Genomic DNA, 19,590 nt, shown 5'->3' on the forward strand with positions numbered 1-19,590 from the left:
TGCTGGATTCCATGGTGGGACGGTCGTCGTAAGGTGTCAACCGTTGTGGATAACCGGGGGAGGGGCTGCGCCCGGCGGGTGGGCCTGAGTACCGTTCGCGATTGCGCGACGCAGCGCGGACGGGAAGACGACCGGGATCGGGGAACGGGGCGGAATGGACGCGTACGACGGAGGCTCTGACGCCCCCCAGGGGCGCTCTGACGCCCTTCGGGGGCCGAGGACATCGGACGAACCCGAAGGGGCGCCGGTGCCCACGACGCCCCCGGACGGCGATCCCGCCGCCCGGGAACCCCGCACCGGTGTGGCCGCCCTCTCCCCCCGCTACCAGGTCGGTGCCGCCCTCGCGCTCGCCGTCGTCGCGGTCGCCGTCTGTGTCCACATAGGCATGGTGTTCCTGCACGTCGCGCCCTCGAACACGGTCACCAAGGCGCACGGCGAGGCGATAGACGACTGGATATACCCGGAGTTCGAACAGAACTGGAAACTGTTCGCGCCGAACCCGCTGCAGCAGAACATCGCCGTCCAGGTCCGCGCCGAGGTCCGCGCCGAGGACGGTGTCACGCGGACCACCGGCTGGTACGACCTGTCGGCGCAGGACGGCCGGGAGATCGACGGCAATCTGGTGCCCAGCCACACGCAGCAGAACGAACTGCGCCGCGCCTGGGACTTCTTCACCTCCACGCACGGCAGCGACAACCGCTCCACCGGCCTGCGCGGCGCGCTCTCCGAGACCTATCTGCGCCGGATCGTGGTGCTGCGCCTGGAGCGCGGCGGCGCGGCCGGCCCGGACGGCGTCGTCGAGCGGGTCCAGGTCCGTTCCCGCTCCACCAACGTGATCCCGCCGAAGTGGAGCAACGAGAAGGTGTCGCTGAAACCGATGTACCGGACGCTCTCCTGGTGGTCGGTGCCGGACGAGGCCGAGGGAGGCGCGCGGTGAACCGATTCGCCGAGACCGTGTCCGCCGCGATCGCCCGGGTCACCGGGGCGGCGCTCGGGCCGTACCAGAGCGCGATCGTCCGCATCGGATTCGGCGCGACCTGGCTGATGTTCCTGCTGCGCGAGATCCCGCACCGCACCGAGCTCTACGGCCCCGACGGCCCCTGGAGCTGGACGCTGGCCCGGCAGCTGATCGACACCAATGGCGCGTTCACCGCCCTGATGTGGTCGGACGGCCGGCTCTGGTTCGAGGCCGTGTACGTCCTCGCCGTGCTCGCGAGCGCCCTGCTGCTGGCGGGCTGGCGCACCCGCACGATGTCGGTGCTGTTCATGGTCGGCGTCCTGTCGCTGCAGAACCGCAGTGTCTTCGTCGGGGACGGCGGCGACAACGTCCTGCACCTGATGTCGATCTACCTGGTGTTCACCCGCTGCGGCCAGGTGTGGTCGCTGGACGCCCGCCGGGCGCGCCGCGAGCGGGAGGCACACGCGCGTGGGGAGCGGGTCACCGACCGGGTCGGACCCGCTCTGTGGGCCGTTTCCGGGCTCGCGCTGATCACGGTGACGGCCGCGGGCCGCTTCCACAGCGCGTGGACGATTCCGGTGCTGCTGTGGACGGTGTGGGCCGCGCAGGCCCTGTGGTGGGTGGTGCGGCGCCGCACGCGGTCCGCGGAGCCCCGGATCCTGCTCGACGTGATCGCGAACATCCTGCACAACGGCGCCCTCGTCGTGATCATGGCCGAGGCCTGTCTGATCTACGCGACGGCCGGCTGGTACAAGATCCAGGGCTCGCGCTGGCAGGACGGCACCGCCGTGTACTACCCGCTGCACCTGGACTACTTCTCGCCCTGGCCCGCGCTCGGCGATCTGCTCTCCAGCAGCGGCACGATGGTCATGCTGGTGACGTACGGCACGGTCGCCGTGCAGGTCGCGTTCCCGTTCACGCTGTTCAACCGGCGGGTCAAGAACGTGCTGCTGGCGGTGATGATGACCGAGCACCTGGCGATCGCCCTCGTGCTCGGGCTGCCGTTCTTCTCCCTGGCGATGATCACGGCGGACGCGGTCTTCCTGCCGACGTCCTTCCTGCGCCGGCTGGGCGGCTGGACGGCACGCGCGCGTGTGCTGGTGTTCTCGCGCGACCCCCGACCCGAGGTGCCCGAGCAGCGGACGCCGGAGAACCCCGAACCCAGCCACGTAGGCTCGACTCCATGACCGACGCCATGACCGACCCCGAGGGCGTCTGGCACCGGCTCGCCGGCTCCCGTGAGCTGCCCGACGGCCGTGAGCGGCCTGACGGTCATGTGCTGCTGGACGGCTTCCACGCCCTCAAGCACGCCCTGCGTTTCGGAGCCGAGGTCCCGGTGGCGGTCACCGCCGACCGGGCGGCGGCGCTCGCCCTCGCCGACGAGCTGGCCCCTGATGTGCGTCCCGCGCTGGACGCGCTCCTGGCGGAGGTCCCGCAGTCGGTGTACGCCGCGCTCGTGCCGCGCCCGCACCCCACCGCCGTCGCCGCCCTCGCCGTACGGCCCTCCCGTGAGGCCCGGCTGGCGCGGCTCGCGCACCTGCCGCGCACCGCGCCGGTCGTCGTCCTCGACAACCCGCGCAACCTGGGCAACGCGGGGGCCGTGATCCGGCTCGCCGCCGGTTTCGGGGCGACCGGGGTGGTCACCACCGGCACCCTCGACCCCTGGCATCCGACGGTGGTGCGCGGCGGGGCGGGACTGCACTTCGCGACCGCCGTGGAGCGGCTGGCCGTGGCCGAGCTGCCCGCCGGGCCGGTGTTCGCGCTCGACCCGGAGGGCGACGACATCCGGGGCGTCAAGCTCCCCGACGACGCCCTCCTGGCCTTCGGCTCGGAACGCAGCGGACTCTCCCCGGAGCTCCGCGCCCGTGCCGACCATCTGCTGTCGCTGCCGATGCGCCCCCAGGTGTCCAGCTACAACCTCGCGACGACGGTGGCGATGACGCTGTACCACTGGAGCGCACAGACGTCGTCCTAGGACCTGTCCTAGGCGTCCCTGCGTACTTCCACCACCCGGAAGCGGTTGGCGACGAACGCGCCGTCCGTGAGGGCCGCGTTGGCCGCCGGGTTGCCGCCGGAGCCGTGGAAGTCGGAGAAGGCGGCCGTCTGGTTGACGTACACCCCGCCGGTGAGGTTGAGGGACAGCTGGGCGGACTCCTCCAGGCAGACCTCCTCGACCTCCCGCTCGACCTCGGAGTCGGTCGTGTACGCGCCGACCGTCATCGCGCCCTTCTCGCGCACCGTGCGCCGCAGCAGGGCGAGAGCGTCGGCCGCCGAGTCCACGGCGACGGCGAAGGAGACCGGGCCGAAGCACTCGCTCAGGTAGGCGGCCCCGTCGTCGGGCTTGGTGCCGTCCAGCTTCACGATCACCGGGGTGCGCACGACCGCGCCCGGGAACTCCGGGTTGGTGACCTCGCGGGAGGCGAGGGCGACCTCGCCGAGGCCCGCGGCGGCCTCCAGGCGCGCCTTGACGTCCGGGTTGACGATGGCGCCCAGCAGGGCGTTCGCGCGCGTGTCGTCGCCGAGCAGGCCGTCCACCGAGCGGGCGAGGTCGGAGACCACCTCGTCGTAGGTCTTCGGGCCCTCGTCGGTGCGGATGCCGTCGCGCGGGATCAGCAGGTTCTGCGGGGTGGTGCACATCTGGCCGCTGTAGAGGGAGAGCGAGAACGCCAGGTTGGCGAGCATGCCCTTGTAGTTCGCGGTGGACTCCACGAGGACCGTGTTGACGCCGGCCTTCTCCGTGTGGACCTGCGCCTGGCGGGCGTTGTTCTCCAGCCAGTCGCCGAAGGCGGTCGAGCCGGTGTAGTCGATGATCCGGATCTCGGGGCGGGTCGCCAGGGTCTTGGCGATGCCCTCACCGGGGCGCTCGGCGGCGAGCGCGACCAGGTTGGGGTCGAAGCCCGCCCAGGCGAGCACCTCGCGCGCGACCCGCACGGTCAGCGCGAGCGGCAGCACCGCGCGGGGGTGCGGCTTGACCAGGACCGCGTTGCCGGTGGCCAGGGAGGCGAACAGGCCCGGGTAGCCGTTCCACGTCGGGAAGGTGTTGCAGCCGATGAGCAGGGCGATCCCGCGCGGGACCGGCGTGAAGGTCTTGGTCATGGTGAGCGGGTCGCGCTTGCCCTGCGGCTTGGACCACTCCGCCGTGGCGGGCGTGCGGACCTGCTCCGCGTACGCGTACGCCACCGCCTCCAGGCCGCGGTCCTGCGCGTGCGGGCCGCCCGCCTGGAACGCCATCATGAACGCCTGTCCGGAGGTGTGCATGACCGCGTGCGCGAACTCGTGGGTCCGGTCGGAGATCCGCTTGAGGATCTCCAGGCAGACCACCGCGCGGACCTCCGCGCCCGCGTCCCGCCAGGCGGCCTGTCCGGCCTTCATGGCGGGCAGCAGCACGTCCGCGTCCGGGTGCGGGTACGTCACGCCGAGCTCGACGCCGTACGGGGAGACCTCGCCGCCCACCCAGCCGTCCGTGCCGGGCTGGCCGAGGTCGATCCGGGTGTTCAGGACGGCGTCGAAGGCGGCCTTGCCCGCCGCCGCGTCGAGGCTGCCGCTCTCCCCGTAGGCCTTGGGGTGCTCGGGGTGCGGGGACCAGTACGCGCGGGTGCGGATCGCTTCCAGGGCCTCGTCGAGGGTGGGCCGGTGCTGGGCGATCAGATCGTGCGCGGACAGTTCGGCGGTGGCCATGCGGGACCAACTCCTCGTCGTGAGAACTCTTCTTCGAGCCCATGACCTGGCGGAGACCTGGGCAGGAACCACCGGTCACGGCTAGAGTAACCGAACGATCGGTCGGGACAAGGGGGCCTGCCGCATCTGTGGAAAACTCCGTGCGGGAGGATCGCGGACATGACAGCACTCGACCTCAGCAGCCCCATGGCCGTCGTCGGGACCGGCACCATGGGCCAGGGCATCGCCCAGGTCGCGCTGGTCGCGGGCCACCATGTACGGCTGTACGACTCCGTCCCCGGCCGGGCCCGGGAAGCGGCCGACGCGATCCGCGCCCGCCTGGACCGGCTCGTGGCGAAGAACCGTCTCGCCGCCGCCGACCGGGACGCCGCCCGCGCCCGGCTGCTGCCCGCCGAGGCCCTCGCCGGGCTCGCCGACTGCACCCTGGTCGTCGAGGCCGTACAGGAGCGGCTGGAGGCCAAGCAGGACCTCTTCCGCGAGCTGGAGGACATCGTCGGTGAGGACTGTCTGCTCGCCACCAACACCTCTTCCCTGTCGGTGACGGCCATCGGCGGCGCCCTGCGCAACCCCGGCCGCCTGGTGGGCCTGCACTTCTTCAACCCCGCGCCGCTGCTGCCGCTGGTCGAGGTCGTCTCCGGGTACGCCACCGACGTCACGTCGGCCACGCGCGCGTACGAGATGGCCCGCGCCTGGGGCAAGACACCGGTCGCCTGCGCCGACACCCCCGGCTTCATCGTCAACCGCATCGCGCGGCCCTTCTACGCCGAGGCGCTCGCCGTCTACGAGGCACAGGGCGCCGACCCGGCCACCATCGACGCCGTCCTGCGCGAGTCCGGCGGCTTCCGGATGGGCGCCTTCGAGCTGACCGACCTCATCGGGCAGGACGTCAACGAGTCGGTCACGCACTCCGTGTGGCAGGCCTTCTTCCAGGACGTCCGCTTCACCCCCTCGCTCGCCCAGCGCCGCCTGGTCGAGTCCGGCCGCCTCGGCCGCAAGACCGGCCAGGGCTGGTACGACTACCGCGACGGCGACGACGGGGCCGCCGAGCGCACCGAGCCGCACACCGCCGAGAAGCAGCAGGCGCCCGCCTACGTCGTCGCCGAGGGCGACCTGGGCCCCGCGTCCGAGGTGCTCGCGCTGATCCGCGAGGCGGGCATCCAGGTCCGCGAGGACGAGGAGGACCACGGCACCCGGCTGGTGCTGCCCGGCGGCGGCCAGCTGGCGCTCGCCGACGGCCAGACCTCCGTGGAGTTCCGGGACGTCGTCTACTTCGATCTCGCCCTGGACTACCGCAAGGCCACCCGCATCGCCCTGTCCGCCTCCCAGGACACCTCGCAGCAGACCCTGGCCGAGGCGATCGGCCTGTTCCAGGCGCTCGGCAAGGACGTCAGCGTCATCGGGGACGTCCCCGGCATGATCGTCGCCCGCACGGTCGCCCGGATCGTCGACTTCGCGCACGACGCCGTTGCCAAGGGCGTCGCCACCGAGGAGGACATCGACACCGCGATGCGCCTCGGCGTGAACTACCCCCTCGGCCCCTTCGAGTGGAGCCGCCGGCTCGGCCGCATGTGGGCCTTCTCGCTCCTGGACGACCTGCACGAGCGCGACCCCTCCGGCCGCTACGCGCCGTCCCTCGCCCTCTACCGGCACTCCTTCGCCACCGAGAAGCGGGAGGGCGCCGCGTGACCACCGCCAAGCGCGACACGTACACCCCGGAGAGCCTGCTCTCCGTCGCCGTCCAGGTCTTCAACGAGCGCGGCTACGACGGCACCTCCATGGAGCACCTCTCCAAGGCGGCCGGCATCTCCAAGTCGTCGATCTACCACCACGTCAGCGGCAAGGAGGAACTGCTGCGCCGGGCCGTCAGCCGCGCACTGGACGGCCTCTTCGCCATCCTCGAGGAGGAGCACGCGCGCGTGGGGCGCTCCGTCGAGCGACTGGAGTACGTCGTGCGGCGCATGGTCGAGGTGCTCATCGGCGATCTGCAGTACGTGACGCTGCTGCTGCGGGTGCGCGGCAACACCGACACCGAGCGGTGGGCCCTGGAGCGCCGCCGCGACTTCGACCACCGGGTCGCCGCACTGCTCAAGGCCGCCGCCGACGACGGGGACGTGCGCGGCGACGTGGAGGTGCGGCTCGCCACCCGGCTGGTCTTCGGCATGATCAACTCGATCGTCGAGTGGTACCGCCCGGGCGGCCGGGGAATGGCCGAGGGCGACGTGGCCGACGCGGTGGCGCGCATGGTCTTCGGGGGGCTGCGCACCGACCGCTAGGGCGGCCGGGAAGGACGTCTCAGCCCTGCGGCTCCAGGTCCTCCTCCTCGAACACCAGCAGCGTGCGCGTGCTGAGCACCTGGGGGATCTCCTGGAGGCGGGTCAGCACCACCTCGCGCAGCGCCCTGTTGTCGGGCGTGTGCACCAGGAGCAGAACGTCGAAATCGCCCCCGACCAGGGCGATGTGGGAGGCGCCAGGCAGCTGTCTGAGCTGCTCGCGCACGGTCCGCCAGGAGTTCTGCACGATCTTCAGCGTGATGTAGGCGCTGGTCCCCTGCCCCGCCCGCTCATGGTTCACGCGGGCCCCGAAGCCCCGGATGACCCCGTCCTCGACCAGCCGGTTGATCCGCGCGTAGGCGTTGGCGCGCGAGACGTGCACCCGTTCGGCGACGGACCGTATCGAGGCGCGGCCGTCCGCCTGGAGCATCTGCAGGATGTCCCGGTCGATCGCGTCGAGCGGGCGGGCAGGCGGCAACTCGGCACCCGCCTCCGGACCTTCGGCCATTTGTTCAGGTGCCATGTGCCCCCGCCTCTCCGCCATGGACGTACTGCGTCCATCTCAGGCTGTGGAGAACCGTTTGTCCACAGCCTGAGGGGGCCTGTAGCCAAAATGTGCCGACGACCGAACAATCGGTAGGTGAGACGGGTCACAGAACGCCCCGCCTCCCACAGCCGCCCTCACGAGGAGGTGCCGTCATGACGGTCATGGAGCAGCGGGGCGCGTACCGGCCGACCCCGCCGCCCGCCTGGCAGCCCCGCACCGACCCCGGTCCGCTGCTGCCCGACACCGAGCCGTACCGCGTCCTCGGCACCGAGGCGGCCCACGGGGCCGACCCGGAGCTGCTGCGCCGGCTCCACGCCCAGCTGGTGCTCGGCCGCCGCTACAACGCGCAGGCGACCGCCCTCACCAAACAGGGCCGGCTCGCCGTGTACCCCTCCAGCACCGGCCAGGAGGCCTGCGAGGTCGCCGCCGCGCTGGTCCTTCAGGACCGCGACTGGCTCTTCCCCAGCTACCGCGACACCCTCGCGGTGGTCGCCCGCGGCGTGGACCCGGTCGCCGCCCTCACCCTGCTGCGCGGCGACTGGCACACCGGCTACGACCCGTACGAGCACCGCGTGGCCCCCCTGTCCACGCCGCTCGCCACCCAGCTCCCGCACGCCGTGGGCCTCGCGCACGCCGCCCGTCTCAAGGGTGACGACGTGGTGGCGCTCGCCATGGTCGGCGACGGCGGCACCAGCGAGGGCGACTTCCACGAGGCGCTGAACTTCGCCGCCGTCTGGCAGGCCCCGGTCGTCTTCCTGGTCCAGAACAACGGCTTCGCGATCTCCGTCCCGCTCGCCAAGCAGACCGCCGCCCCCTCCCTCGCCCACAAGGCCGTCGGCTACGGCATGCCGGGCCGCCTGGTCGACGGCAACGACGCCCTCGCCGTGCACAAGGTCCTGGGCGACGCCGTACGGCACGCGCGCGAGGGCGGCGGCCCGACCCTCGTCGAGGCCGTCACGTACCGTGTCGAGGCACACACCAACGCCGACGACGCGACCCGCTACCGCGGCGACGCCGAGGTCGAGACCTGGCGCGCACACGACCCGATCCTGCTCCTCGAACACGAACTCACCGCCCGCGGCCTGCTCGACGAGGACACCCAGCGGGCCGCCCGGGACGCCGCCGAGACGATGGCCGCCGACCTGCGCGCCCGGATGAACGAGGACCCGGTCCTCGACCCGATGGACCTCTTCGCCCACGTGTACGCCGAGGACACCCCGCAGCTGCGCGAACAGCGGGCCCAGCTGCGGGCCGAGCTCGACGCCGAGCGCGACGGGCAGGAGGGCGGGCACCGATGACGACCGTCGCCCTCAAACCCGCCACCATGGCGCAGGCCCTCACGCGCGCGCTCCGCGACGCGATGGCCGCCGACCCGTCCGTGCACGTCCTGGGCGAGGACGTGGGCACCCTCGGCGGCGTCTTCCGGGTCACCGACGGCCTCGCGAAGGAGTTCGGCGAGGACCGCTGCACCGACACCCCGCTCGCCGAGGCCGGCATCCTCGGCACCGCCGTAGGCATGGCCATGTACGGCCTGCGCCCGGTCGTGGAGATGCAGTTCGACGCCTTCGCCTACCCGGCGTTCGAACAACTCGTCAGCCATGTCTCCCGGATGCGCAACCGCACCCGCGGCCGGATGCCCCTGCCGGTCACCATCCGGGTCCCCTACGGCGGCGGCATCGGCGGCGTCGAACACCACAGCGACTCCTCCGAGGCCTACTACATGGCGACCCCGGGGCTCCACGTCGTCACGCCCGCCACGGTCGCCGACGCCTACGGCCTGCTGCGCGCCGCCATCGCCTCCGACGACCCGGTCGTCGTCCTCGAACCCAAGCGCCTGTACTGGTCCAAGGACTCCTGGAACCCGGAGGAGCCGGCAACCGTTGAACCCATCGGACGCGCCGTGGTCCGCCGCCCGGGCCGCAGCGCCACGCTGATCACCTACGGACCGTCCGTGCCGGTCTGCCTCGAAGCCGCCGAGGCGGCCCGCGCCGAGGGCTGGGACCTCGAAGTCGTCGACCTGCGCTCCCTGGTGCCGTTCGACGACGACACGGTCGCCGCCTCGGTACGGCGCACCGGCCGCGCGGTCGTCGTCCACGAGTCGGGCTCCTTCGGCGGCCCCGGCGGGGAGATCGCGGCCCGTGTCACGGAGCGCTGCTTCCACCACCTGGAGGCACCGGTGCTGCGCGTCGCCGGTTTCGACATCCCCTATCCGCCGCCGATGCTGGAGCGCCACCATCTGCCCGGCGTCGACCGCATCCTGGACGCCGTGGCACGGCTGCAGTGGGAGGCCGGGAACTGATGGCACAGGTACTGGAGTTCAAGCTCCCCGACCTCGGGGAGGGCCTCACCGAGGCGGAGATCGTGCGCTGGCTGATCCAGGTCGGCGACGTCGTCGCCGTGGACCAGCCGGTCGTCGAGGTCGAGACGGCCAAGGCGGTGGTCGAGGTGCCCTGCCCCTACGGCGGTGTCGTCACCGCCCGCTTCGGCGAGGAGGGCACCGAACTGCCCGTCGGAGCCCCGCTGATCACGGTCGCCGTCGGAACACCCGCCTCCGGCGGCGAGGCCGGGGGCGGCTCGGGCAACGTGCTGGTGGGGTACGGCACCTCGGAGGCACCGGCGCGGCGCAGGCGGGTACAGCGGGTCCAGTCGGAGCCCGCCGTTCACGTCAAGGTGGCGGACGGACCCGTGCCCGTCATCTCGCCCCTGGTGCGCCGCCTCGCCCGCGAGAACGGACTGGACCTGCGGGAGCTCAAGGGCTCCGGTCCCGAGGGCCTCATCCTGCGGGCGGACGTCGAGAACGCGCTGCACACCCCCGCCCCTGAAACGGCGGTCCCCGCCGACGGCCGTCGCACCCCCCTCAAGGGCGTCCGGGGCGCCGTCGCCGACAAGCTGTCCCGCAGCCGCCGTGAGATCCCCGACGCGACCTGCTGGGTGGACGCCGACGCGACCGAGCTGATGCGCGCCCGCACCGCCATGAACGCGGCAGGGGGCCCGAAGATCGCCCTCCTCGCCCTCCTCGCCCGCATCTGCACCGCCGCCCTGACCCGGTACCCGGAGCTCAACTCCACGGTCGACATGGAGGCCAGGGAGGTCGTCCGGCTCGACCAGGTGCACCTGGGCTTCGCCGCGCAGACCGAGCGCGGGCTCGTCGTACCCGTCGTCCGCGACGCGCACACCCTGGGCGCCGAGGCGCTCACCGCGGAGATCGCCCGGCTCACCGAGACGGCCCGCGCCGGACGCCTCACCCCCGGCGAGCTCACCGGCGGGACCTTCACACTCAACAACTACGGCGTGTTCGGCGTCGACGGCTCCACGCCGATCATCAATTACCCCGAGGCGGCCATGCTCGGCGTCGGCCGTATCGTCCCCAAGCCATGGGTGCACGAGGGCGAGCTGGCCGTGCGCCAGGTCGTCCAGCTCTCGCTCACCTTCGACCACCGGGTCTGCGACGGCGGCACGGCGGGCGGCTTCCTGCGCCATGTGGCGGACTGCGTGGAACAGCCGGCGGTACTGCTGCGTACCCTGTGATCGCTGCGCCACCCCTGCGTTCCCCGTGAAGCTGGGTGCACGCGGCGGCGGCGCGGGCCCGCATACTCGGGGGGTGACGTCGTACGCGCCCCCCACAGCCCACGACGCCGTCGTGCTGGCCGGCGGCGGCGCCCGTCGCCTCGGCGGGGCCGACAAGCCGGGCGTGCGGGTCGGCGGACGCGCGCTGCTCGACCGGGTGCTCGCGGCCTGCGCCGACGCGCACACCACCGTCGTCGTGGCCGCTCCCCGGCCCACGTCACGGCCGGTGCGCTGGACACGCGAGGAGCCGCCCGGCGCGGGCCCCGTCGCCGCGCTCGACGCCGGTCTGCGCAGGACCACCGCCGACGACGTCCTCGTCCTCTCCGCCGACCTGCCCTTCCTCGCGGCGGACACCGTACGGCGGCTGCTGGCCGCCCTGCGGGCCGGCCGGGCGGAGGGCGCGCTGCTCACCGACGCCGACGGCCGCGACCAGCCGCTGGTCGCCGCGTACCGCACGGCCGCCCTGCGCCGCGAACTGGCGCTGCTCACCACCGCCCACGGCGGCCTCGCCGGGCTGCCCCTGCGCCGGCTGACCGCAGGGCTCGATCTCACCCGCGTCCCCGACCCCGTCGCGTCCTTCGACTGCGACACCTGGGACGACATCGCCACCGCCAGGGCACGCATCAGGGAGCATGACCACGTGTTGGATGAATGGATCTCCGCAGTCAAGGACGAGCTGGGCATCGACCTGGACGTCGACACCGGCGTCCTCCTCGACCTCGCCCGTGACGCCGCGCACGGCGTCGCCCGGCCCGCCGCCCCGCTGACCACGTTCCTCGTCGGCTACGCGGCGGCGCGGGCAGGGGGCGGCTCCGAGGCGGTCGCCGAAGCCGCCCGCAAGGCCGCCGCCCTGGCGCTGCGCTGGGCGGAGGAGGCTGAGAAGGGGGCCGACAAGGACACCGTGGCCACGTCCGGCGACGCCGGACCGGACGCCGGATGACGGCCCGCGGGATCCGCGAGGGCCAGAACACCGAGGCGCCCGAGGCCGGGGATTCCGGCGCCGGGGAAGCCGAGTACTTCGACGCCGAGGATCTCGACGTCGAGGAGGTGCTCGCCTTGGCGAACGACGGCAGGGGGCCCACCCGGGACGGCAGCGGTGCCGTGCCCGCCCCGTCCGGCCACGGTCACCGCCACCGCGCCACCCCCTGGCCCGAAGCCCGGACGGCCGCCGCCCGCGCGGCCCGCGCCGGTGCCGCCCGGCGAGCCCCCGTATCCGTGACCCTGGCCGACGCCCTCGGGCTCGTCCTCGCCGCTCCCCTGACCGCCCTCACCGACCTGCCCTCCTTCGACACCTCCGCGATGGACGGCTGGGCGGTCGCGGGCCCAGGCCCCTGGCGGATCCGGGACGAGGGCGTCCTCGCCGGAAGCGCCGCGCCCGCCCCCCTCGCCGACGGCGAGGCCGTCCGGATCGCCACCGGTGCCCGGATCCCCCCGGACACCACGGCGGTGCTGCGCAGCGAACACGGCCGCACCGACGAGACAGGCCGGCTGCACCCCACCCGGGGTATGAGCCACGGCCAGGACATCCGCCCACGCGGTCAGGAGTGCCGTAGCGGAGACCAGTTGCTGCCCGCCGCAGCGGTGGTGACCCCGGCCGTCCTCGGCCTCGCCTCAGCCGCCGGCTACGACACGCTGGCCGCCGTACCGCGGCCCCGGGTCGAGGTACTGGTCCTGGGCGACGAACTGCTCACCGAGGGCCGTCCCCACGACGGTCTCATCCGGGACGCGCTCGGCCCGATGCTGCCCCCATGGCTGCGGGCCCTGGGCGCCGAGGTCCTGGCGGTGCGCGCGCTCGGCGACGACGCGGACGCCCTGCACCGGGCCGTCACCACATCCACCGCCGACCTGATCGTCAGCACCGGGGGCACCGCCTCGGGGCCCGTCGACCACGTCCACCCGATACTGCGCCGCGTCGGGGCCGAGCTCCTCGTCGACGGCGTCAAGGTGCGCCCGGGCCACCCCATGCTGCTGGCCCGCATCAAGGACGGCCAGCACCTCGTCGGCCTGCCCGGCAACCCCCTCGCGGCCGTCTCCGCGCTACTGACGCTCGCGGAGCCCCTGCTGCGCACCCTGGCCGGGCGCCCGGCCAGGGTGCGGTACGCGCTGCCGGTGCGGGAAGCGGTGCACGGGCACCCGTACGACACCCGGCTCGTACCGGTGGTGCTGCGGGGCGACCGTGCCGTGCCGCTGCACTACAACGGCCCGGCGATGCTGCGGGGCATCGCGGTGGCCGACGCCCTCGCGGTCGTACCGCCGGGTGGTGCCGGGGCGGGTCAGGAGACGGAGCTGCTCGACCTGCCGTGGGCGACGGCGGGGATGGCCGCGTGTTTCACGTGAAACCAGCCGCCTGTTCAATAAGCCGCCGGTTTCAACAAGCCGCCTGTTTCACGTGAAACGTCATCGACGTCGTCAGGGCTGTTCGGGCACCGGGACGGCTCGGCGGACCGTGATCACGCGGTCTCCCCGCTGGAGCATGGCGAGCCGGGGGTCGGTGTAGTCGAGGAGTTCCCGGCCCCGGACGACGGCCACCACCAGGTCGGCGGACTCGCGGGGCGTCTTCCCCGTCTCCTTCTCGGTCACCGGGCGTTCGACCAGGTCCAGACCGCTGCCGAGCGTCATCAGGTTCTCCAGGGTCTTCGCCACGGTCGGGCTGACCATGGAGACACCGAGCAGCCGGCCGGCGGAGGAGGAACTGGTCACCACGGTGTCCGCGCCGGACTGCTTGAGCAGGGGCACGTTCTCGTCCTCCCGGGCGGCGACGACGATCGTGGCGCGCCGGTTCATCTGCCGCGCGGTGAGGGTGACCAGGGCGGCGGTGTCGTCCCGCTGCGGGGCGACGATCACCCGGGTGGCGTTCTGGACCTCGGCCTTCAGCAGGGTCTCCGACCGGGTGGCGTCACCGGTGACCGTCACCAGTCCGTCGTCGCCCGCCGCGTCGGAGGCCTTGCGCTGTGCGTCCACGACCACGATCCGGTCCTTGGCGATGCCCTGCCCGACCAGTGTCCGCACCGCGTGGCGGCCCTTCGTGCCGTATCCGACGACCACGATGTGGTCGCGGATGCGGACCCGCCAGCGGTGGATGCGGACCTGCTGGCGGGTGCGCTCGGTCAGCACCTCCAGAGTCGTGCCGACCAGGATGATCAGGAACACCACCCGCAGGGGGGTGATGACGAGGATGTTGACCAGCCGCGCGGTGTCGCTCACCGGGGTGATGTCGCCGTAGCCGGTGGTGGAGAGGGTGACGGTGGCGTAGTAGGCCGAGTCCAGGAAGTCGACGGAGCCGTCGGAGTTGTCGTTGTAGCCGTCGTGGTCGAAGTAGACGATCAGGGTGGTCAGGGCCAGTACGAACAGGGCCAGGGCGAGGCGGCGCAGCACCTGCTGGAGCGGCGGTACGCCGACCCGTACGGGCATCGTGATGGAGCGTCCGGCCTCGGCGTCGTCCCGTGCCTCCTTGCGGGAGCGGTACCAGAGGGACCTGACGAGGGAGAGCCTGGCCGGGCCGCCGGGCTGTCGTTCCTGGTCCTTCAAAGCGTGCCCCCTGTGGCCGTGATCGGTTCCTTGGGCACCATGGTTCCCGGCGGGTTCGTGCCCGTCACGAAGCAACACCCGTTCCCGAGCCTGGAGGTTCCCTTTGCGCGACCACATTGTCGTCGTCGGCTTCGGCACGAAGGGCCGGTCCGCGATCCGGACAGCCTGTGCGGCGGGGGTGCGCAAGGACCAGGTCGTGGTGATCGACCCCAGCGCGAAGGTGATCGACGCGGCGACCGCGGAGGGCTACGAGGGCGTGCTCGGCGACGCCACCCGCAGTGATGTGCTGCGGCAGGCCGAGGTGCAGCGGGCCGGCCGGATCATCATCGCCACCCAGCGCGACGACACGGCCGTCCTGGTGGCGCTGACGGCCCGCCAGCTCAACCCGGCCGCGAAGATCGTGGCCGCGGTGCGGGAGGAGGAGAACGCGCCGCTGCTCAAGCAGTCCGGCGCGGACCAGGTCATCACCAGCGCCGGAGCGGCCGGCCGGCTGCTGGGGCTGTCCGTGCTCAGCCCGTCGGCCGGCCTCGTCATGGAGGATCTGATACAGCAGGGCAGCGGTCTTGACCTGGTCGAACGAACGGTCACCAAGGCGGAGGTGGGCCGCGGCCCGCGCGACACGGCCGACCTGGTGGTCACCGTCGTACGCGGCCATCGGCTTCTCGCCTACGACGACCCCGCCATCGGGGTGCTGGAGCCGATGGACCGGCTGATCACGATCGTCCGCGTGGACTGAGCCGCCGCTCCGTGCGGTCGTACAGCCGCGTCCTAGTTACTTGCGGTTGTAGAGCCGCATCGTGATCGGTCCGAAGACCAGCACGAACAGGGCCGCCCACCCCAGCGACCAGGCGATCTCGGCGCCCGGCCAGTCCCCGGCCATCAGCCCTCGTACCGCCGACGCCACATGGGTGACCGGGCTGTTGTTGACGAAGGCCTGCAGCCAGCCCGGCATGGTGTGGGGGTCGACGAACACGTTGGACAGGAAGGTGAGGGGGAAGATCACCATCATGCTGACGCCCATCACCGACTTCTCGCTGCGCAGCATCAGCCCGAACATCGTCCAGATCCACGAGAACGAGAAGGAGAAGACGATCAGCAGGGCGATCCCGGCGACGACGCCCGCGACCCCGCCGTCCGGCCGATAGCCGAGCAGAAGCCCCACGGCGAGCATCACGACGGAGGCGATGGTGTAGCGCAGCGCGTCGCCGAGCAGATAGCCGACCATCGTCGACGGCCGCCAGATCGGCAGTGAGCGGAACCGTCGAAGACGCCCTTCTCGATGTCGGTGTTCACCGAGACGCCCGTGTACATGGTGATCATCACGACCGACATCACCAGGATGCCCGGCAGCAGGAACTGGATGTACTCCTTCGGGGACCCGGCCAGGGCGCCCCCGAACAGGTACGTGTACATCAGCACCATCATGATCGGGAACGCGGTGACGTCGAAGAGCTGCTCCGGCACGTGCTTGATCTTGAGGACGGCCCGCCAGCCGAAGGTGAGGGAGGTGGACCAGGCGCTGGGGCGGGCCGGCCGTTCGCCCGCCACGAGCAGCGCGGCCAGCGATTCGGCGCTGACGGGGGCGAGGTCCTGGCTGTCCGTGGTCGTCGCGGTGCTCATGCAGCCACCTCGTCCTTGTTCGAGTCCTTGTCCGAGTCGTTGTCGGAGTGCTTGCCGGAGTCCTTGTTTGCGTCCTTGTCGGAGTCCGCGGTCGTGTCGTGTCCGGTGAGGGCCAGGAACACCTCGTCCAGGCTGGGCTGGCCGAGGGAGAAGTTGTCGACGGTGATCCCGGAGCGGGCCAGTTCGCCGAGAGCGCGGGCTGCCTGTCCGGCGGCCGAGTCACCGGTCGCCGCCGCGAGGCGGGCGGTCAGCGCCACCGGGTCCGGCTCCTGCTGCACCTCGGCGTCCAGGGCCAGCCGCAGCACCTGCTCCGCCTCCGGACGCTGCCTGGGGTCCCGCAGCCGCAGGTGTACGGAGCCGGCGCCGACGGACGCCTTCAGCTCGCCCTTGGTGCCCTCGGCGATCACCCGGCCGCGGTCGATGACCGCGATCCGGGACGCCAGCTGGTCGGCCTCGTCCAGGTACTGCGTGGTCAGCAGCACGGTCGTGCCCTGGGCGACCACCGCCCGCACGATGTCCCACACCTGGTTGCGGCTGCGCGGGTCGAGGCCGGTCGTCGGCTCGTCGAGGAAGAGCAGCCGGGGTGTGCTGAGGATGGACGCGGAGATGTCTATGCGCCGCCGCATGCCGCCCGAATAGTGCTTGACCTGCTTTCCGGCCGCGTCCGACAGCCCGAACGCGGCCAGCAGCTGTTCGGCCCGCTCCCGCGCCGCCTTCTTGCCGTGCCCGAGGAGGCGGCCGAGCAGCACCAGGTTCTCGGTACCGGTGAGGTCCTCGTCCACGGACGCGTACTGCCCGGTGAGGCTCACCAGGCCACGCACCTCGTCGGCCTCCCGTACGACGTCGTGGCCGAAGACATGGGCTTCGCCGCCGTCGGGCCGCAGCAGGGTGGCGAGCATCTTCACGGTGGTCGTCTTGCCCGCGCCGTTGGGGCCGAGGACGCCGTAGACCGTGCCCGTGGGCACGGCGAGGTCGACGCCGTCCACGGCCCTGGTCGCGCCGAATGTCTTCACCAGACCGGCGGTCTCTATCGCCAGGTCTGCGGTGTGCGGGGTCATGAGGAGTCCTTCCGCGGGCTTGAGCCGAGCAGTACTTGGGCCACGCATGGGGAGACCTTTACCGTCTCCCGAACTCATCGGTGATCGCACGCCGATTTCCCGGTGGCCGGCGGACAGGGGCCGAGCGGTAGCGTCGGGCGCATGCATGCGATCACGATTTCCGAACCTGGTGGTCCCGAGGCGCTTGTGTGGGACGAGGTCCCCGATCCCGTACCCGGCGAGGGCGAGGTCCTGGTCGAGGTGGTGGCCGGGGCCGTCAACCGTGCCGACATCCTGCAGCGGCAGGGCTTCTACGACCCGCCGCCCGGCGCGTCCCGGTACCCCGGCCTGGAGTGCTCCGGGCGGATCGCCGCGCTCGGGCCCGGGGTCTCCGGCTGGGCCGTCGGCGACGAGGTGTGCGCGCTGCTCGCGGGCGGCGGATACGCCGAGAAGGTCGCCGTACCGGCCGGGCAGCTGCTGCCGCTGCCGGACGGGATCGATCTGAAGCGGGCCGCCGCGCTCCCCGAGGTGACCTGCACGGTCTGGTCGAACGTCTTCATGATCTCCCGTCTGCTCCCCGGCGAGACGCTCCTCGTGCACGGCGGCTCCAGCGGCATCGGGACCATGGCGATCCAGCTGGCCAAGGCGGTCGGAGCGCGGGTCGCGGTCACCGCGGGCACCAAGGAGAAGCTGGACCGCTGCGCCGAACTGGGCGCCGACATCCTGGTCAACTACCGCGAGCAGGACTTCGTCGCCGAGCTGAAGGAGGCGACGGGGGGTGCGGGCGCTGATGTCATCCTCGACAACATGGGTGCGCAGTACCTGGAGCGCAACGTCCGCGCTCTCGCCGTCAACGGCCGGCTCGCGATCATCGGCATGCAGGGCGGGGTCAAGGGCGAGCTGAACATCGGCGCCCTGCTGGGCAAGCGGGCGACGATCAGCGCGACCTCGCTGCGGGCGCGCCCGCTGGGGGAGAAGACGGCGATCGTCGCCGCCGTACGCGAGCATGTGTGGCCGCTGATCGCCGCGGGCCAGGTCCGCCCGGTCGTCGACCGCGAACTGCCGATGTCCGACGCGGCCGGCGCGCACCGGCTGGTCGAGGACAGCGGTCACGTCGGCAAGGTGCTGCTGGTCGTGCCGTAGCCCGCGCGGGTCACTCAGCTCCGCCGCAGGCGCAGCGCGGCCAGGCCGAGGGCCAGCCCGAGTCCGATGAGCACGAGCCCGCTCCCGAGCGGCAGGATCCGCAGCACGGGCCCGTCGGCCTCCCCCGGCGCGGCCCGCGGTACGGCGTCCCGCGACGGCACGGGCGTCTGTGGCGGGACGGCGCCCTCCGGGGTCGTCTCCCCGGACTCCTCACCGCCACCGTCCGCCTCGTCCGCCTCGTCGTCGTCCTCCGGTACGCCCTCCTCCGCACCGGTGTCCGCGTCGTCGGCGTCGTCGGCGTCCTCTGCGTCCTCTGCGTCCTCTGCGTCCTCTGCGTCCTCTGCGTCCTCCCGCCCGGGCCGGACCCGGCCCTCCCCGGCCCGGCTACCGGCCCGATCGGGTTCACGGGAGGAGGAAGAGGGCCGCGGGCTACCGGTCGCGCGCGCGAGCGCCGCCTCCTGCGTGGGCTCTCGCCCCGTGGCTTCGTGTGCGGGGGGGAGCCAGGGGAGCAGGAGGGTCGCTCCGATTGCTGTTGTGTACAGGCCCCGGTGCCATCGAGTCACGGGATCAGGCTCACATCCATCGCAGATGAGCGCATTCCGGACTGGGCCGTGTGGAAAGTTGGATCATCTTTCCAGGGGGGCGCCCCCGTGGTGAGGTGTACGGGTGCGAGAGAATGACGGCATGGAGATGCCGAGGAACGAAAGGTCGCCGGAGAACGCCCAGCGGATCCTGGTCGTGGGCCAGGACGGCATGGCGCTCGGTGGTGTCGACGCAGACGACGACTCCCGTGAGATCCCGGTGACGGAGCAGGTCGAGCAGCCTGCGAAGGTCATGCGGATCGGCAGCATGATCAAGCAGCTGCTGGAGGAGGTGCGCGCGGCCCCCCTGGACGAGGCGAGCCGGGTGCGGCTCAAGGAGATCCACGCCAGCTCGGTGAAGGAACTGGAGGACGGCCTGGCGCCGGAGCTCGTCGAGGAACTCGAGCGACTCTCCCTGCCGTTCAACGAGGAGTCGACACCCAGCGACTCGGAACTGCGGATCGCGCAGGCCCAGTTGGTGGGCTGGCTGGAGGGCCTCTTCCACGGCATCCAGACCACGCTCTTCGCCCAGCAGATGGCCGCGCGCGCCCAGTTGGAGCAGATGCGCCGCGCGCTGCCGCCGGGAGTGGGTCACGAGGGCGGCGACGACCCGCGCACGGGCGGCCGTTCCGGCGGACCGTACCTGTAGAAACCACCGAGA

17 protein-coding genes and 2 pseudogenes are annotated in these 19,590 nt (G+C 72.3%); 13 read left to right on the top strand and 6 right to left on the bottom strand.

What is annotated here, in order from left to right:
• Positions 1–154 precede the first annotated feature (154 nt).
• Genes ACFPIH_RS17645 through ACFPIH_RS17655 form a run of 3 tightly spaced genes read left to right on the top strand, consistent with a single transcriptional unit; the run spans position 155 to position 2,933 of the window.
• Positions 155–937: a DUF5819 family protein gene (locus tag ACFPIH_RS17645; protein ID WP_381170959.1), complete on the top strand. Its 783-nt coding sequence runs from the start codon at positions 155–157 to the stop codon at positions 935–937.
• Positions 934–2,145, top strand: coding sequence for an HTTM domain-containing protein (locus ACFPIH_RS17650; RefSeq protein WP_381170957.1), 1,212 nt, complete (start codon positions 934–936; stop codon positions 2,143–2,145). The genes ACFPIH_RS17645 and ACFPIH_RS17650 overlap by 4 nt, the downstream gene beginning before the upstream one ends.
• Entirely contained in the window at positions 2,142–2,933 is a 792-nt protein-coding gene (locus ACFPIH_RS17655; RefSeq protein ID WP_381170954.1) for a TrmH family RNA methyltransferase, read from the top strand. The genes ACFPIH_RS17650 and ACFPIH_RS17655 overlap by 4 nt, the downstream gene beginning before the upstream one ends.
• 8 nt (positions 2,934–2,941) lie before the next feature.
• On the opposite strand, the gene paaN is transcribed toward ACFPIH_RS17655, so the two are convergent.
• A complete protein-coding gene (paaN, locus tag ACFPIH_RS17660) occupies positions 2,942–4,636 on the bottom strand; it encodes a phenylacetic acid degradation protein PaaN (protein WP_381170952.1) in 1,695 nt (564 codons plus the stop codon).
• A 159-nt stretch (positions 4,637–4,795) separates the two neighbouring features.
• On the opposite strand from paaN, the gene ACFPIH_RS17665 reads away from it, so the two are divergent.
• Together ACFPIH_RS17665 and ACFPIH_RS17670 are read left to right on the top strand one after the other, a co-directional pair.
• The gene (locus tag ACFPIH_RS17665; protein WP_381170950.1) at positions 4,796–6,322 is read left to right on the top strand and encodes a 3-hydroxyacyl-CoA dehydrogenase; all 1,527 of its coding nucleotides are present in this window, start codon (positions 4,796–4,798) and stop codon (positions 6,320–6,322) included.
• A complete protein-coding gene (locus tag ACFPIH_RS17670) occupies positions 6,319–6,909 on the top strand; it encodes a TetR/AcrR family transcriptional regulator (protein ID WP_381170948.1) in 591 nt (196 codons plus the stop codon). The genes ACFPIH_RS17665 and ACFPIH_RS17670 overlap by 4 nt, the downstream gene beginning before the upstream one ends.
• 19 nt (positions 6,910–6,928) lie before the next feature.
• Here the strand turns inward: ACFPIH_RS17670 and ACFPIH_RS17675 are convergent, their stop codons facing one another.
• Positions 6,929–7,429, bottom strand: coding sequence for an Lrp/AsnC family transcriptional regulator (locus ACFPIH_RS17675; RefSeq protein ID WP_381170946.1), 501 nt, complete (start codon positions 7,427–7,429; stop codon positions 6,929–6,931).
• A 176-nt stretch (positions 7,430–7,605) separates the two neighbouring features.
• Here ACFPIH_RS17675 and pdhA point away from each other — a divergent pair, with 176 nt between their 5' ends.
• The 5 genes from pdhA (at position 7,606) to ACFPIH_RS17700 (ending at position 13,357) form a co-directional block, all read left to right on the top strand.
• A complete protein-coding gene (pdhA, locus tag ACFPIH_RS17680; protein ID WP_381170944.1) occupies positions 7,606–8,751 on the top strand; it encodes a pyruvate dehydrogenase (acetyl-transferring) E1 component subunit alpha in 1,146 nt (381 codons plus the stop codon).
• Complete coding sequence (locus tag ACFPIH_RS17685; protein WP_381170942.1) at positions 8,748–9,752, top strand: alpha-ketoacid dehydrogenase subunit beta; 1,005 nt, start codon at positions 8,748–8,750, stop codon at positions 9,750–9,752. Before pdhA ends, ACFPIH_RS17685 begins: the two co-directional genes overlap by 4 nt.
• On the top strand, positions 9,752–10,981 hold the full coding sequence (locus ACFPIH_RS17690) for a dihydrolipoamide acetyltransferase family protein (protein WP_381170940.1): 1,230 nt from the start codon (positions 9,752–9,754) through the stop codon (positions 10,979–10,981). Before ACFPIH_RS17685 ends, ACFPIH_RS17690 begins: the two co-directional genes overlap by 1 nt.
• A 73-nt stretch (positions 10,982–11,054) precedes the next feature.
• Positions 11,055–11,960, top strand: coding sequence for an NTP transferase domain-containing protein (locus ACFPIH_RS17695; protein ID WP_381170938.1), 906 nt, complete (start codon positions 11,055–11,057; stop codon positions 11,958–11,960).
• On the top strand, positions 11,957–13,357 hold the full coding sequence (locus ACFPIH_RS17700) for a molybdopterin molybdotransferase MoeA (protein WP_381170937.1): 1,401 nt from the start codon (positions 11,957–11,959) through the stop codon (positions 13,355–13,357). Before ACFPIH_RS17695 ends, ACFPIH_RS17700 begins: the two co-directional genes overlap by 4 nt.
• 72 nt (positions 13,358–13,429) lie before the next feature.
• Here the strand turns inward: ACFPIH_RS17700 and ACFPIH_RS17705 are convergent, their stop codons facing one another.
• Positions 13,430–14,548: a potassium channel family protein gene (locus ACFPIH_RS17705; protein WP_381170935.1), complete on the bottom strand. Its 1,119-nt coding sequence runs from the start codon at positions 14,546–14,548 to the stop codon at positions 13,430–13,432.
• A 91-nt stretch (positions 14,549–14,639) separates the two neighbouring features.
• Here ACFPIH_RS17705 and ACFPIH_RS17710 point away from each other — a divergent pair.
• Positions 14,640–15,284 (top strand): annotated as a pseudogene (locus ACFPIH_RS17710) (potassium channel family protein); the annotation flags it as partial.
• A 36-nt stretch (positions 15,285–15,320) separates the two neighbouring features.
• Here the strand turns inward: ACFPIH_RS17710 and ACFPIH_RS17715 are convergent.
• Together ACFPIH_RS17715 and ACFPIH_RS17720 are read right to left on the bottom strand one after the other, a co-directional pair.
• A pseudogene (locus ACFPIH_RS17715) lies at positions 15,321–16,168 on the bottom strand (ABC transporter permease).
• Positions 16,165–17,226 (bottom strand): ATP-binding cassette domain-containing protein, encoded by a 1,062-nt coding sequence (locus ACFPIH_RS17720; RefSeq protein WP_381170933.1) that lies wholly within the window; start codon positions 17,224–17,226, stop codon positions 16,165–16,167. Before ACFPIH_RS17720 ends, ACFPIH_RS17715 begins: the two are co-directional and overlap by 4 nt.
• 141 nt (positions 17,227–17,367) lie before the next feature.
• Here ACFPIH_RS17720 and ACFPIH_RS17725 point away from each other — a divergent pair, with 141 nt between their 5' ends.
• A complete protein-coding gene (locus ACFPIH_RS17725; protein WP_381170931.1) occupies positions 17,368–18,348 on the top strand; it encodes an NAD(P)H-quinone oxidoreductase in 981 nt (326 codons plus the stop codon).
• Between the two features lie 14 nt (positions 18,349–18,362).
• Here ACFPIH_RS17725 and ACFPIH_RS17730 read toward each other — a convergent pair whose 3' ends face one another.
• On the bottom strand, positions 18,363–18,911 hold the full coding sequence (locus tag ACFPIH_RS17730) for a hypothetical protein (RefSeq protein WP_381170929.1): 549 nt from the start codon (positions 18,909–18,911) through the stop codon (positions 18,363–18,365).
• A 121-nt stretch (positions 18,912–19,032) separates the two neighbouring features.
• Here ACFPIH_RS17730 and ACFPIH_RS17735 point away from each other — a divergent pair, with 121 nt between their 5' ends.
• Positions 19,033–19,578 (top strand): bacterial proteasome activator family protein, encoded by a 546-nt coding sequence (locus tag ACFPIH_RS17735; protein ID WP_381170927.1) that lies wholly within the window; start codon positions 19,033–19,035, stop codon positions 19,576–19,578.
• Positions 19,579–19,590: the final 12 nt, after the last annotated feature.

Origin of the sequence: Streptomyces vulcanius (assembly GCF_042653945.1) — a bacterium.
GTDB lineage: Bacteria > Actinomycetota > Actinomycetes > Streptomycetales > Streptomycetaceae > Streptomyces > Streptomyces mangrovi.

Bases quoted from the DNA above. Each gene is read 5' to 3' on its own strand.
- ACFPIH_RS17645 (WP_381170959.1), top strand. From the start codon at position 155: ATGGACGCGTACGACGGAGGCTCTGACGCCCCCCAGGGGCGCTCTGAC.
- ACFPIH_RS17655 (WP_381170954.1), top strand. From the start codon at position 2,142: ATGACCGACGCCATGACCGACCCCGAGGGCGTCTGGCACCGGCTCGCC.
- paaN (WP_381170952.1), bottom strand. From the start codon at position 4,636: ATGGCCACCGCCGAACTGTCCGCGCACGATCTGATCGCCCAGCACCGG.
- ACFPIH_RS17665 (WP_381170950.1), top strand. From the start codon at position 4,796: ATGACAGCACTCGACCTCAGCAGCCCCATGGCCGTCGTCGGGACCGGC.
- ACFPIH_RS17675 (WP_381170946.1), bottom strand. From the start codon at position 7,429: ATGGCACCTGAACAAATGGCCGAAGGTCCGGAGGCGGGTGCCGAGTTG.
- pdhA (WP_381170944.1), top strand. From the start codon at position 7,606: ATGACGGTCATGGAGCAGCGGGGCGCGTACCGGCCGACCCCGCCGCCC.
- ACFPIH_RS17685 (WP_381170942.1), top strand. From the start codon at position 8,748: ATGACGACCGTCGCCCTCAAACCCGCCACCATGGCGCAGGCCCTCACG.
- ACFPIH_RS17690 (WP_381170940.1), top strand. From the start codon at position 9,752: ATGGCACAGGTACTGGAGTTCAAGCTCCCCGACCTCGGGGAGGGCCTC.
- ACFPIH_RS17700 (WP_381170937.1), top strand. From the start codon at position 11,957: ATGACGGCCCGCGGGATCCGCGAGGGCCAGAACACCGAGGCGCCCGAG.
- ACFPIH_RS17720 (WP_381170933.1), bottom strand. From the start codon at position 17,226: ATGACCCCGCACACCGCAGACCTGGCGATAGAGACCGCCGGTCTGGTG.
- ACFPIH_RS17725 (WP_381170931.1), top strand. From the start codon at position 17,368: ATGCATGCGATCACGATTTCCGAACCTGGTGGTCCCGAGGCGCTTGTG.
- ACFPIH_RS17735 (WP_381170927.1), top strand. From the start codon at position 19,033: ATGGAGATGCCGAGGAACGAAAGGTCGCCGGAGAACGCCCAGCGGATC.